We start from the raw sequence: 13182 nt of genomic DNA, 5'->3' as shown, positions 1-13182 counted from the left end.
TTAAATATGATAATTTCTTTAGGAAATACGTGCCTTTAAACATCTTAGTTCTTATCGGTGCCCGGCTTTGAATTTTAAGAACAATCCTTAGGCACGCTGAACATTAGTGTTCCGCAGGGGGGAATTCTGTCTCAAGGTGATACTCCCACATTTGGGTCAGCGCTCTGAGATCCGAGGAACCATAGAAAATTTCTGTGCGCTCCAGATCAAGTCCTGTTTGTTGGGCGGTGAGGTTGACGGTTTCTTCATGGTGAATGTGATTGGCGGGAGGAGCTGATTCTGGATGAATTTCTGAGATATAGAAGGTGCCATGCAAGCTCAGCAGGCTCGTCACCTGTTTGAAAAAACGGGCAAGGTCCCGCACCGGTTCTGCCACAAGACTTGTGATCACCACCGGAAATTTTGCATGTCCGGATTCCTCTGCGGCATTTGCAAGGTCCGCATGAATCATGTGAATGGGGTGAGTGTCTGTAAACTCCCTCGCCTTTGAAATCAGATCCGCTGAGGCTTCAATGCACGTGACGGTGTTGCCTTTGTCCAGCAGGCTTTCTGCCAGTTTGCCGGTGCCCCAGCCCACCAGAAGAACATTCTGATTTTGCAGATTCTGCCAGAAAGCCGGGAAAGCGGTGGCATCAGCCTGCAGCAGTGCTTGCTGGGGGCTTTGAGGGGCTTCAGGTTGAAGGGTTTCCGCAGTTGGTTCCACAGCTTAGAGTCTGGGATCGTCCTGGATTCGCTGTCAAAACCTTCTAATGCAACCTGTGAACAGTAGTATTTTTTCGGCCAATGATGGTACTGTCAGTGTATGCTGGCAAAAGCGATTTTTTTGGATATTGGCGGTATTGTTTTGGAAATCAACTGGCGAAAGACAGTTGAAGCCTTGGGGGTTTTCGATAGATCCCAGCAGGACCAGATATGGTCCGTGCTGGGAAGTGCCAAGATTCATCTGGAGCTGGAGCGGGGAAATGCAACTCCGCAAGAGTTCTTTGCCTTCGTCAGAAGTGAATTAAAGCTTTCGCCCGAGGCTCCTCTGGAAGAAGCCTGGAATCAGTTGATCTTGGGGCCGCTTCCGCAAGTGGATCAGATTTTTGATCGATACGCCGGGAGAGTTCCGCTGTATGCGCTTTCAAACACCAATCGTCCTCACTATGATTATTTTATGAAACAGTTCCCAGTCATGAAACGATTCGACCGGATCCTGACCAGCTTTGAACTGGGGCACAGAAAACCTGATTCTGAAATCTATATGGCCGCCGCCACTGAAGTGGGATTGTCGCCGTCAGAAATTGTATTTATCGATGACAGCCCAGCCAATGTGGATGCGGCCGGGCGTTTGGGGTTTAGATCGTTTCATTCGGTCAATTCAGTTTCGGCCACCTTGGAAATCCTTCAGCGGCATTTTTCAAATTAGAACTTAAACTGCAGTTCAAAGCCCCAGATGGGGGCGCGTTCGACGGAAGGATGCCCGCCAGAATTGGTGTGGCGTCGCACGACCCAGCGGGCGCTGGCGCTTTTGATGACCTTGCTGCCAAAGAGTTTGTTCATCTGGTCGCTGAAGGCCCCCATGGGGTTCATCAGAACAATCAGCACCGAGCCGATTTTTTTAGAGCCCCAGACTTTACCGCCATTTTTCTGAATTTTCATTTCTGCACGATAGAACAATTCACCCATGATGGATCCAATAATCGGTGTGATGAACAGATCCTGAATGGAGGGCTTTTCCGCAAAGGCTTCAACACCATATTCCCAGAAGAACGTCGACATCAGAACTGAGTAACCGAAAGATCCCATGGGGCCCACACCGGCATGACGGGCCACCTGATAGTAAATTGCGCCGGAATAGGGGTGGCCGATATAGTTGATGGCCCAGTCATCTTTGTCCATCACCGGACCTTCCTTGACGTTTTCCTGCCAGTTCTTGCCCAGATCTTTCATTTTCTCTTTGTCCCACTTGGTCACACTCTCGGGCATCATGTACAGCAAACCTGCCACGCCCACGGCCCCCAAGGCCACGTTGCGGGTGCTGGTGTAAAGATTGGATTGATCCGAGGTCAGACCGCTGATGTCCACTTCGCGTTGCCACTCAATTTCGTTGGATTCACGCAGCACCATCACGCTGGCAATAGGTTTAGTGTTGTCCTGCACACAAAGGCCTCTGATGTCGTTGACAGCCTTCATGTTCCTGTTGTTGTAGAGTTGATCCTGAATTTTAAGGCAGGCCTCCTGATCACGGGTGTCGACCATGATCAGTTGCCCTTTGATCAGACGCTGCTTGTGGCGCTCTTCTTCGCGCATCTGTTGACTGATGCGTTCAATGTCTGCACTGGTAAAATACTTGTGATAAGGATTTTCAATGAGTTCTGCCACAGGATCTTTTGCCTGGGGGATGGACTGATAAAAGGGCTCTGGTGTTAAGCCGCTGGCAGAGTTACGAAAATTGCTGGCGCTGGCGCCTTGCAACTGCAAAAGGACCAGCCCAAATGCCATATATCGCATTAGAGGGTGCATGGGACCTCACTTCCAGAGACCGAAAAGTTCAAAGTTTTCATAGAGCAAAAGGGGGGCCAGAGGAACAGTTTCGGGTCCCTAAAAATGCCTTTGATTTTATCCCGGAATTTCCATTCAAAGTTGTTCAAAACCCGCATCTTAGGAACACTTTAGACAGTAAACATAAGAGGTGCGGATGCTGATGTACTGGGTGATTTTTTTCTTTCTTTTGGCACTCACGGCTTCTTTGTGCTTGCGTCTGCCGGCTGTGATCTGGCGAGTGATTTTTTTGCTGCCGTATCTGGGGGCCTTTGGGGAAAGTTTAAAACCCTTCATCGAACAATCCTGGCCTTTTCCCCGTGATGGTTTGACAGACTTTTTTGCCTGTATCGTCAGTGGGATCGGGGCCTGTGTTTGTGTGTATGCCGGAACTTACTTTAAAACTGTGGAAAGGCGCCGGTTTTTTCCGCTCTTTTTTGCTTTCACCGGGTGCATGCTCGGGGTCCTCTGGGCTGACAATATTTTCGTGTTTTACGGTTTTTGGGAAGCCACAGGTCTGTGTTCTTTTCTTTTGATTGGATTCAAATTCGCGGATCCAGACGTGCGCAAAGGTGCCAAGCAGGCGCTGGTCCTGAATATAGCCGGGGGGCTCTGTCTGCTTTTGGCCTTGCTGATGCTGTCCCAGGCCTCGGGCAGCAACTCGTTGCTGGATATTCTTTATGGTCGCACTGAATACCAACACAGTCAGTTGACGATGCTGATGATCATGATTGCCGCCATGATCAAGTCAGCCCAGTTTCCCTTTCATTTCTGGTTGCCTGGGGCCATGGTGGCTCCCACTCCAGCCAGTTGTTATTTGCACTCCGCCACGATGGTGAAGCTGGGGGTGTTTTTACTGGCAAGGTTCAGTCCTTTGTTTGATCAGAATCTGGATTGGCTTATGACGTTGGGTCTTGTCGGGGCGGCGACACTGATTTGGGGTATGATTGTGTCGTTGACCAAGACCGACCTGAAACAGCTTTTTGCATGGACCACGGTCAGTTCCTTGGGTGGGATGTGCATGCTGGTGGGATTGCATGAAGCCTATTCCTGGAAGGCCTTTTTTTCCTACATTCTGGCGCACTCTCTTTACAAGGCCAGTCTGTTTATGTGTGTTGGTAACATCGACAAACAAATGGGCGGGCGCAGTCTGGACCATGTTTCGGGTCTTTATCGTCGCATGCCCCTGACTTCGCTGGCACTGTTGATGGCGTTGGGTTCTATGATGGGTCTTCCATTCAGCATGGGTTTTTTAAGCAAAGAGTATCTGTTTAAATCCGCTCTGGCGTTAAAGTTCCCGGGCTCGTTTCTGGTGCTGGCACTTTTGGGGGCCAGTATCATGTCGATCGTCGTGGGTTATCGGCTTATTGTCGTGATTTTTGCGCGCCAGGAAGACCGGCAGGTCCTGCGTGAGGTGCCCACAACCATGTGGGGGCCACCTCTGCTGCTGGCTTCTTGTGGCTGGATGGCCGGTTTTTTTCTGGCGGATATCAACAAATATTTTCTGAACCCGGTGGTGTCTTCCATCGTACTGAGAAACGTGGAGTTGAATCTTGAAATGTGGACGGGGGTGAATCTGGCTTTGATTCTCAGTCTGATTTCCCTGGGGCTGGGAACTTTTCTGGCCGCCCGGTATGCCGGGGTGGTCACGAAAGCGGCTGTATGGTTGAAGGGATTGTACAAGCCGTCTCCACGAGTCGGCTATATGGGAACACTGGCAAAAAAGATCATGGACCGGCTGCAAAGCGGGCGATTGAGTTTTTATATTCTGTGGATGCTGATGGTGCCTTGTCTGATCCTGCCGTGGGTTCTGCCTTTGCAGGAATATGTGCCATCTCTAAAAACAGATGAACTGATTCTTTTTCAGATGATTCCGTTTGTGCTGGTGGTGCTGGGCCTGCTCCCGATGCTATTAAGTGTGAAACCGCTACTAAAAGTGGTGGGCTTGGGCGTCGTCGGGATCGGCATCAGTCTGTTTTACCTGAGTGTGGGCGCCGCGGATCTGGCCATGACTCAGATGGCGGTCGAAACGCTTTCTGTTGTTGTGTTGACTCTGTCTCTGGTTTTTCTCAGGCCGAATCCGTCTGGATTCAGTGTGGTGTACCGAAGTGTACGTGGGATTGTGACGGCGGGGGCCTTTGTCGGCGCATTGCTTTTGTGCGGAGTTATGGCCGACGGAAAACTTTCTTCCCGAGTGGCTGATTATTATCGGGAGAACGCCCATCCTCTGGGAAAAGGTCTGAATGTCGTGAATGTGATTTTGGTCGACTTCCGCGCGATGGACACCTTTGGTGAAATCACGGTTCTGGGAATTGTTGCCATGGGTGTTCAATTCATGCTGTTAAGAAGGCGACGTCTGAACCTGACTTTGCGGCCGTCCACTATTTTGCACACTTCGGTTCGGGTGATGGCGCCTTTGTTCACATTAATTTCTCTGATCCTTCTTTTGCGCGGGCACAATGCGCCGGGTGGTGGCTTTATCGCAGGTTTGGTGCTGGCAATTTCATTTACGTTTTACGGTCTGGTTTTTGGGGAACAGTGGGCGCGCAGGGTGCTGGTCCTGAAACCCTTAAGCTGGGTGTGCACCGGACTGGTTGTGGCTTTTGTCGCCGGATGGGTGCCCGTGCTGCTGGGAAAACCCTTTTTGACGGCGGTGTGGTTGCCAGGCTCGTTGGCGTTTCTAGGGACGCCCTTGTTGTTTGATGTGGGTGTTTATCTGCTGGTGTTGGGAATGGGCACAAGCTTGTTCTTTGCTTTCTTGAGGAGGGATGTATGATTGATTTTCTTTCTCTGAGCATTGCCCTGCTTTTTGCCGCCGGGGTCTGGTTGGTCTTGTCCCGGGATTGGCTGACTCTGATTTTAGGACTGAGTGTTCTGGGGCACGCGGTGAATTTGCTGATTCTGAAAAGTGGAGGCCTGCAAGGGGATGATCATTTAAGTCAGGCCCTGATTCTGACGGCGATTGTGATCGGCCTGGGGATGATGGCGGTGCTGTTGGTGCTGGCCAGTCAGGGGCTTAAGTATTCCAAGTCCCGGGATGCGGACTTCTTGCCGGAGGACTCGGAATGATTGTGGCTCCGGTGCTTATCAGCTTTATTACGGCTTTGCTGACTTATTTGTGCAGAAAAAATTCCCTTTTGTTGCGAGGCGTGTCTTTGGCGGGCTCAGTGGCGGCCCTGGCAGTGGCTGTGCATTTATTTTTGCTGGTGGATGAGGGCGGTGGGCAAACTGTGCAGATCGGGAACTGGCAGTCACCCTTTGGTATTTCATTTGCCGTGGGTTTGTTTTCGTCGCTGATGCTGGTGGGAAGTTCGCTGGTGGCCTTGGTGGGGAATCTGTGCATGCAGGCGCTGTTAAATCGTCAGTGGGAACTGCGTGGATACTATACTTTGTTTCACTTTATGATGATGGGTGTGTTTGGCGCCTTTTCCACCGGAGATCTTTTTAATTTGTATGTGTGGTACGAAGTGATGCTGGCGGCCTCGTTTTTTCTGGTGGCGATGAGTCGTTATCGCACTTCCGTCACCGGAGCTTACAAGTACGCGGTTTTAAGCATTCTTTCCTCTGTGGCATTTTTGATCGGCATTGCCTTTATTTACAACACCGCGGGCAGCCTCGATATCGGGGATCTGATTCAGTACCAGCGCACCTATGGCCAGAATCTGGGAGTGGTCGTCGGGCTGTGTTGTCTGGTGATGGCGTTTTCAGTGAAGTCGGCGCTGTTTCCGTTCTTTTTCTGGATGCCGGCGGCATATCCGGTGACGTTGACCGCCGTGGCCGGAGTTTTCGCCGGCTTTCTGACCAAGGTGGGAGTTTATTCCCTGATGCGCATCCTGGTCCCCGTGTCGACCCTGCCCGGAAGTGAAAGACTGCTGCCGCTTTTATATGTCCTGGCGTTGATTTCGATGATCCTGGGGGTGTTGGGGGCACTTTCTCGTGACAACATGAAAGGCATTTTGGCTTTTCACAGCACTTCACAAATCGGTTACATGGTCCTGGGTCTTTCGATGGAAACATCGGCAGGGATCGCGGCCTGTGTGTTTTATATGATTCATCACATGCTGGTGAAAACGAATTTGTTCTTCACCGTGGCCGCAATGGAAAAAGTCACCGGCACAAGTTTTGTTTCAGAGTCCGGCGGGTTATGGAAGGCTCGTCCGCTGTTGGGGTTGGTTTTTGCTTTTTCGGCGTTGTCGCTGGTCGGTGTTCCGCCGTTGTCAGGTTTTTGGGCGAAGGTTCTGACTTTGGAGGCCGCCTTGATTGAAGAGCGGTGGCTTGCGGTGGCCATGGCGTTGGTGGTCAGTCTTCTGACCCTGATGTCGATGCTTAAGATCTGGAATGGTGTGTTCTGGAAGCCCGCGGTGTCGTCACTGCCAGAGAACGACCGGCAGGGCCGCGTGCGCTGGCTGGGGGTGCCGCTGTTGACGATGACCCTGCTGATTTTAGGTGTGGGGTTGGGCTTTCAACCCTTGGTGAACCTGACTGAAAGAATAGCCCAGGAACTTTTGGACGGAGGCCGTGGATGATGCGTGTTGTGTGGATCTTGGAAGTGCTGTTGAAGTTTGTGTGGGACTTCTGTGTGGCTGTGCTGCAGGTGGTGTCCTGGGTGTTTCGTCCCAATCGTTATATGAAGCCTGCGATCGTGCGTCTGCCGTTGGATATCAAAAGTGAATGGGGCATCTGGTGGCTTTCGCTGATTATATTTCTGATTCCCGGTTCCATGGTGGTTCGAGTGAGGCAGGATCTGGGGTTGTTGTATGTGCACCTGCTGCACACCCATGACGCCGACAAGGATATACAAACTTTAAAATCCCGCTTTGAACACAAGCTGCGTTTGATTCTGGGGGAGGTGAAGTCATGATTTATATAATGATCTCGGCTTTGATTATGTCGGCCGGGCTGGCCATGTACCGCTGTATCAAGGGGCCGGACTGGATGGACCGGGTGATGATTTTTGATCTTTTGAACAACATTGCTATTGCTTCGGCGGTGTTGTTTGCGGTTTTCAGCAATAGCGAGGACGCGGTTTCCCTGATTTTGGTGCTGGCTCCGCTGTCTTTTCTTTCAAATACGTTCTTTGTGTTTTTACTGGAACGGAAAAAGGATCTGTTATGAGCGTCATTGTGCAGGTGCTGTTATTGTTGGGATGCCTTTTGATTTTGTTGGCCTCTGTCGGAGCAGTGAAATTCCCTGACACGCTGACGCGGATGGCGGCCGTTTCCAAATCTTCGACATTGGGTGTGGTTCTGCTATGTGCGGGCGCCGCCGTGCATTTTGGTGATGTCTTGATGGGGGGCTTGCTGTTGCTGGCGGCCTTGGTGCTGTTCCTGGGCATTCCGGTATCTTCGTACCTGATGGCGCGAGTGCGGGTGCGCAACTCCCGGATTATCCCGCTTCAGCTGAAGAGAAATGATTTGCAGTCCGACGAGCCGTCAGTTTAAATTCGAGACTCACAAGGGGTCTTAGCCGTGTCCGAAGTTCAGAAGAATTGGTGGAAAGAAGCAGTCGTTTATCAGGTCTATCCTCGCAGCTTTAAGGATTCCAACGGCGATGGTATGGGGGACCTGCAAGGTCTGATTTCCAAGCTGGATTACCTGAAAGAACTGGGTATCAATGTCATCTGGATCTGTCCGATGTACAAATCCCCGCAGGATGACAACGGCTATGACATCAGCGATTACCAGGATATTCACCACGAGTTTGGCACGATGAAGGACTTTGACCAGCTTTTGCAGCAGGTTCATGCTCGCGGCATGAAGCTGATCATCGATCTGGTCGTGAATCACACCAGCGACGAACATCCTTGGTTTATCGAGTCCCGCAGCTCCAGAAACAATCCCAAGCGCGACTGGTACATCTGGCGGGATGGTAAAAACGGTAAAGAGCCCAACAACTGGGAAAGTATTTTCAGCGGATCGGCGTGGAAGTATGACGAACTGACCCAGCAGTACTTCATGCATATTTTTTCAAGCAAACAGCCCGACTTGAACTGGGAAAATCTGGACATGCGCAAGGCCGTCTATGACATGATCAACTGGTGGCTGGATAAGGGCATTGATGGATTCCGTGTGGATGCCATCAGCCATGCCCGCAAAGAACCAGGCCTGGCTGACATGCCCAACCCGAACAATCTAGAGTATGTGCCGTCCTATGATAAACACATGAACGTGAATGGCATTCAGGAATATCTGAAAGATCTTTGCACCAACACCTTCAACAAATATGACATCATGACCGTGGCTGAAGCCAACGGCGTGTCGGCGGAAAATGCAGAAGAGTGGGTGGGCAGAGAGCAGAAGAAATTCAACATGATCATTCAGTTCGAACACGTGGGTCTGTGGGATGCGAATCCTGAGCGCCGGGTGGATCTGGCGAAGCTAAAATCTGTCCTGGGTCGCTGGCAAAAAGGTCTTGAGGGCCGTGGTTGGAACGCACTGTTCGTGGAAAACCACGACGTGCCTCGCATCACCTCCAAATGGGGTGATATTCAGAATTTCTGGCGCGAAAGCACCACCTCTATTGCGACCATGTACTTTATGATGCAGGGGACACCGTTTATTTATCAGGGCCAGGAAATTGGCATGACCAATACGGTGTTTAATGGTCCTGAGGACTTTAACGATGTTTCTGCGAAAAACATCTTCACGATCCGCCGCAAGCAAGGGGCCACAGATGCCGAGATCACGGCTGACCTTGCCAGTGCCTCTCGTGACAATGCCCGAACTCCTATGCAATGGGACTCCTCTGAACAGGGTGGTTTCACCACGGGTCGTCCTTGGTTGAAGGTGAATCCAAACTACAAGAACATCAACGTGGCGGCCCAGGACAAGGATCCAACTTCTGTTCTGAATTTTTATCGCAATCTGATTCGCTTACGCAAAGCCCATTCAGTGTTTATATATGGTGTCTATGACGAGGTTCTAAGTAAGCACGATCAGATCTATGCTTACACCCGCACCGACGGAAATGAAAAAATGCTGGTGATGGCCAACATGACCGGCAAGCCTGCGAAGTTTGACCTGCCGGGATTCAGTTTGTCTTCTGCGAATCTTTTAATGGCCAACTATGCCGTGGCTGATCACAGCTCAATCACGGGCGGGGAGCTTCGTCCGTTTGAAAGCCGCATTTACAAAATTAATTAAAGCGGGGAAAGCGAGATCTGGTAATAGGCCAGCGTCTCGCTTTCTGTATTCTGGATTTTGACCTGGGTTTCGTGGGTCAGCTTGAAACAGTCCTGCGCTGCTGCCGTCTGGTCAGCGATACGCATTCTTCCTTTCGCTAAATAGAAGAACTGGGTTTCCTCTGGCAGTGACAACACGGTTTCGCTCATGGCGGGCAGTGAGTGAAACTGCATGCGGGCCTGGTGGGTCTTGGGATTGAAGATCAAGCCCAGGTCCCTGACTGCGGACCCGATCAGCTGACAATCTGTGTGGTCATCACCTGAAAACTCACACACCTGAAAGGGCAGAAGCGGCCTTTGATTCAAAACCAGGCCATCGCCTTGCACCACGCTCAACAACCGATGGTACCCTTCAAAGATTGAAAATGGATTGGAAGCTGTCACCAAGGCAGAACTCAGGCGCCAGGAATAGGGCTGACTGCTTTTAATCTCGGACAAGGCCAGATCGATCTGATCGGTGACTCCAAGTCCGTTCTTCCAAGGCATGCGCTGATAGGTGGAGCTTCTGAGAAGTTGAATCATCACTTCATTAAAAAAAACTTCTCTCAAGATGTCCAAGAAAACTCGCGATTTAAATTACACAGATTGTGTGGATTGAACACTGCGATAAAAACTCGAGAAGAATTTCGCGAACCATTCTACTTGGCGCTAAGCAAACCCGCATTTCTCGGTAACATTGATCCGCTTTGAGAAAATTCTAGAAAGTGCCTAACACTTGGTGGGGGTCTTGAAAGAATTTGAATTACATTTGGTGATTCACCCTTTAGTTTGAATATTACAAAACCGAAATGTTTCTTGTTGATATAATTGGAGTGAAACAAATGTCTGGCCTCAAAGAGATCAAAGTCATTCGTAAAAGACCTGAGATCAGTCCTAACCAAGACCAAGATCGAGAAAGTGGCCGAAGCCTGCTGGAGACTTTGATCCGAGGATTGGTCGATTATCCGGAGACGGTTTCTGTGAGCTACATGGTTGGCGACAAGACCACCGTTTATAAAGTGGAGTGCGATCAGAAGTGCCTGGGGCAGGTGATCGGCTGCAAAGGCAAGAACATCAGTGGCATTCGCGCTGTGATCTCGGCAACATTGGCCCGCAAAGGCATCCGGGCCATCGTGGAAATTCCTTACTTTGTGGTTGAAGCCTAAGGCTTCACCACAACTGTCATTTCGCTTTTTTCACCATTGATCCAAACACGGATCAGCCATTGACCCGGCATTACAAAGTAAGCTTCAGAAATCAGGAAAGTTCCCACTTCCTGTTTTTCAATTTTTACCGGGGAAGTTCCGTGTCCGTGGTGACCCATGTTCATCCACAAGTCCACTTTCATTTGAGCTGGATCCACCAGTGCCGGTGCAGACGCCGTGCTGGTGTGGTCATAAACCTTCAGAACAAACGGAGAGTCTGCGCTTTCGGTCGGAGCTTGCGCAAATTTCACAGAGGCGCAAAGTTCACTGCCTGGGAAGTACAGCGGGCAGTCCGCAGGTTGTTGGGCGGAAGCGGTTGCAGATGCCAGTACAAGGCCTGCAGCAAGCAAGAAACTCTTAAACATAAAATCTCCTAACGGGGCCACCGCTGTTGGTAGCTCAGATTAATGGTGTTTGATAAACTTGAATTAACAGGATTTCCAATCAGGCTTTGATCGGCGTAACTGACCGTCACGGCGGATTCCAGATTGATCATGTAACTTCCAGCAATGCTCAATGTGAAATTCTTCTGTGCATGGCCATCGGAACTGGTTGAACCGCTGATGACAATGGGCTCTTCATACAAAAAGGCCAATGAACTTCCCAAACGGAAGTCCCCTCGGTTCCAGCCCAACCCCAGGCTTTGTGTCGTGCCCCAGCCCGGACGGATGGTGGCTTCGCCGTTATAGGCCTCGCCCGAAGCGGTTCTTGCAAAAGATTTGTGAATCTCAGAACTGAAGTTAAAGTCCCACACTTTCCACGCTTTGATCAGAGCAAGTCCAGCCCCTAAAGAATAAAAGCCGCGGCCACGTATGTCCGAGGCGTTCAAAGCACTGTCATAAATAGACGGACTTGTGGGTGCCGTCATTTGCAGAAAGGTCACCCCGCGTGGTTTCCAGACCGAGTAAGTCAGCTCGGGGAAGGTTTCATGGCCCAAATATAAAGACACATCACCCAGGCCGGAACTGGTGTTTGAGGTGCTGCTGTTTTTTGAATGCATCGGCAGCGAAAAGCCCCCTTGAAGACTGTCACTGAAAAGCACGGCCCCTTCCAGTTTTATCATCTGCGCACGATTGTCATCTTTACGGCGGATCCACTTGCCGCTGGCCAGGACATCATCGGTGATTTCAGACTGACTTAGGGTGCCGGTGATCTGAGCCCTGTCATCCCCCAGAATCAAAGCCGGAAATGAGAAGCTGCCGCCACAGCAGCTGGCTGCCAAGGTCGGAGATCCTGAAAGAAATAAAAGTGCTGCCAACAGTTTCATTTAAGGCACCACCAGCGGCACAAAGGCCTGATCCAGAGTTGTCTGGGTGTCTTTCAGAACGATGCGAATTTCCCAGTCGCCAGGCATGATGAAAAAGACCTTGAAGACGCGGAACTTTCCATCACCCAGCGATTCAATTTTCACTGGTGACGAGCCATGCCCCATGGATGGCATCCATAAAATCACCGAAAGATTTTCCGCTGCCACAGCGCGGTTGAAGCGAAGTTCAAACTCGGAAAAGTCCGTGCTGGTGGGGCTTTGTTTCCAGGTCAGTTCAGCGCAGATATTTTCTTTGCTGAAAAAGATCGGGCACATCGACTGCGGGTCGTTCTGTTCGTTGTTCACAACCGGTGTTTCTGGCAGATAATCGGGACGGGCGCACGCGCAAAGGGTCAGTGCTAGCAGTACCATCAGATGTTTCATGTCTCATCCGCGCGCTGAATGTAACACCCCAGGGCGCGACCCTCTTTGTGGCGAGGCGGTTTCCCCGCGTGCAGGTCTTCAAGGACTTCTTTCAGGAAGTGCTTTTTTGCAGAGGGGCCCACATGACTGTCCGTCACACCACCGTGATAAAGCATTTCTCCAGTGGGGCTCAGAACAAAGGCGTGGGGAGTTTTCAGAGCTCCCAGTTTGTTGGCCCATTGGCTGCGGGAATCCCGAATCACCGGTAACAGCAGGTGGGCTTCGCGGAAATGTTTTTGTGTTTCTTCCAGGGTTTCGTCCGAGTTGGAATGAATGCCTACAAACTGGAAGTCTTTGTACTGCTGGGCCAGATCTTTCAGCAGGTTTTCATGGCTGGCTGAACAAGGGCACTTCGCAGAAAGAAACACAATGACGGTGGCTTTGTGGTTTTCCATGGTGAAGGTCTTTGTTTCGTTTGTGAGCACATCAATTCCGGACAGGTTCGTAAGCTTTTCAGCTCCTATGGAGATTTGAGAGAACAACAAAAAAAAGGCAAAAATCAAATTGCTTCGCATGGCGAATTTTTAGCACGGTGAGGTAGGGGGAGAAATGCCACAAAAGGTTGC

17 protein-coding genes are annotated in these 13182 nt (G+C 50.7%); 9 read left to right on the top strand and 8 right to left on the bottom strand.

Annotated elements, in window-relative coordinates:
* Positions 1 to 103: 103 nt before the first annotated feature.
* Positions 104 to 703 (bottom strand): class I SAM-dependent methyltransferase, encoded by a 600-nt coding sequence (locus BD_RS10465; RefSeq protein WP_011164718.1) that lies wholly within the window; start codon positions 701 to 703, stop codon positions 104 to 106.
* Positions 704 to 802: 99 nt separating this feature from the next.
* Between BD_RS10465 and BD_RS10460 the strand changes: the two genes are divergently transcribed.
* Positions 803 to 1408 carry an HAD family hydrolase gene (locus BD_RS10460; RefSeq protein WP_011164717.1) on the top strand — a complete coding sequence of 202 codons (606 nt, stop codon included), beginning with the start codon at positions 803 to 805 and terminating at the stop codon, positions 1406 to 1408.
* Here BD_RS10460 and BD_RS10455 read toward each other — a convergent pair.
* A complete protein-coding gene (locus BD_RS10455) occupies positions 1405 to 2484 on the bottom strand; it encodes a DUF3943 domain-containing protein (protein ID WP_157865694.1) in 1080 nt (359 codons plus the stop codon). The two genes, BD_RS10460 and BD_RS10455, sit on opposite strands and share 4 nt — an antisense overlap.
* 159 nt (positions 2485 to 2643) lie before the next feature.
* Positions 2644 to 2820 carry a hypothetical protein gene (locus BD_RS18250; RefSeq protein ID WP_162145200.1) on the bottom strand — a complete coding sequence of 59 codons (177 nt, stop codon included), beginning with the start codon at positions 2818 to 2820 and terminating at the stop codon, positions 2644 to 2646.
* Between BD_RS18250 and mbhE the strand changes: the two genes are divergently transcribed.
* The 7 genes from mbhE to BD_RS10420 are packed head-to-tail and all read left to right on the top strand — an operon-like array spanning position 2753 to position 9665.
* Positions 2753 to 5299, top strand: a complete 2547-nt coding sequence (gene mbhE, locus BD_RS10450; RefSeq protein WP_330935310.1) for a hydrogen gas-evolving membrane-bound hydrogenase subunit E — start codon at positions 2753 to 2755, stop codon at positions 5297 to 5299. The genes BD_RS18250 and mbhE overlap by 68 nt on opposite strands.
* Positions 5296 to 5592: a sodium:proton antiporter gene (locus BD_RS10445; protein ID WP_011164714.1), complete on the top strand. Its 297-nt coding sequence runs from the start codon at positions 5296 to 5298 to the stop codon at positions 5590 to 5592. Before mbhE ends, BD_RS10445 begins: the two co-directional genes overlap by 4 nt.
* Positions 5589 to 7049, top strand: coding sequence for a complex I subunit 5 family protein (locus BD_RS10440; RefSeq protein WP_011164713.1), 1461 nt, complete (start codon positions 5589 to 5591; stop codon positions 7047 to 7049). The genes BD_RS10445 and BD_RS10440 overlap by 4 nt, the downstream gene beginning before the upstream one ends.
* Entirely contained in the window at positions 7046 to 7384 is a 339-nt protein-coding gene (locus BD_RS10435) for a Na+/H+ antiporter subunit E (RefSeq protein WP_011164712.1), read from the top strand. Before BD_RS10440 ends, BD_RS10435 begins: the two co-directional genes overlap by 4 nt.
* A complete protein-coding gene (locus BD_RS10430) occupies positions 7381 to 7638 on the top strand; it encodes a monovalent cation/H+ antiporter complex subunit F (protein ID WP_041583559.1) in 258 nt (85 codons plus the stop codon). The genes BD_RS10435 and BD_RS10430 overlap by 4 nt, the downstream gene beginning before the upstream one ends.
* Positions 7635 to 7964: a cation:proton antiporter gene (locus BD_RS10425; protein WP_011164711.1), complete on the top strand. Its 330-nt coding sequence runs from the start codon at positions 7635 to 7637 to the stop codon at positions 7962 to 7964. The genes BD_RS10430 and BD_RS10425 overlap by 4 nt, the downstream gene beginning before the upstream one ends.
* A gap of 27 nt (positions 7965 to 7991) precedes the next feature.
* The gene (locus tag BD_RS10420) at positions 7992 to 9665 is read left to right on the top strand and encodes a glycoside hydrolase family 13 protein (RefSeq protein ID WP_011164710.1); all 1674 of its coding nucleotides are present in this window, start codon (positions 7992 to 7994) and stop codon (positions 9663 to 9665) included.
* Here the strand turns inward: BD_RS10420 and BD_RS10415 are convergent.
* Entirely contained in the window at positions 9662 to 10225 is a 564-nt protein-coding gene (locus tag BD_RS10415) for a HutD family protein (RefSeq protein ID WP_038451922.1), read from the bottom strand. The genes BD_RS10420 and BD_RS10415 overlap by 4 nt on opposite strands.
* 299 nt (positions 10226 to 10524) lie before the next feature.
* Between BD_RS10415 and BD_RS10410 the strand changes: the two genes are divergently transcribed.
* Complete coding sequence (locus BD_RS10410; RefSeq protein ID WP_038449553.1) at positions 10525 to 10848, top strand: KH domain-containing protein; 324 nt, start codon at positions 10525 to 10527, stop codon at positions 10846 to 10848.
* Here BD_RS10410 and BD_RS10405 read toward each other — a convergent pair.
* The 4 genes from BD_RS10405 to BD_RS10390 are packed head-to-tail and all read right to left on the bottom strand — an operon-like array spanning position 10845 to position 13131.
* Positions 10845 to 11252 carry a FixH family protein gene (locus tag BD_RS10405; RefSeq protein WP_011164707.1) on the bottom strand — a complete coding sequence of 136 codons (408 nt, stop codon included), beginning with the start codon at positions 11250 to 11252 and terminating at the stop codon, positions 10845 to 10847. The genes BD_RS10410 and BD_RS10405 overlap by 4 nt on opposite strands.
* Positions 11253 to 11260: 8 nt before the next feature.
* Complete coding sequence (locus tag BD_RS10400; protein WP_011164706.1) at positions 11261 to 12154, bottom strand: hypothetical protein; 894 nt, start codon at positions 12152 to 12154, stop codon at positions 11261 to 11263.
* Positions 12155 to 12577 carry a FixH family protein gene (locus tag BD_RS10395; RefSeq protein ID WP_011164705.1) on the bottom strand — a complete coding sequence of 141 codons (423 nt, stop codon included), beginning with the start codon at positions 12575 to 12577 and terminating at the stop codon, positions 12155 to 12157. It lies immediately after the preceding gene.
* Positions 12574 to 13131, bottom strand: coding sequence for a thioredoxin family protein (locus BD_RS10390; RefSeq protein WP_011164704.1), 558 nt, complete (start codon positions 13129 to 13131; stop codon positions 12574 to 12576). The genes BD_RS10395 and BD_RS10390 overlap by 4 nt, the downstream gene beginning before the upstream one ends.
* Between the last annotated feature and the right edge of the window lie 51 nt (positions 13132 to 13182).

This window comes from Bdellovibrio bacteriovorus HD100 (assembly GCF_000196175.1).
Taxonomy (GTDB): Bacteria; Bdellovibrionota; Bdellovibrionia; order Bdellovibrionales; family Bdellovibrionaceae; genus Bdellovibrio; species Bdellovibrio bacteriovorus.
The sequence above is the reverse complement of the archived record's forward strand: the minus strand, read 5'-3'. Positions and strand labels throughout refer to the sequence as shown.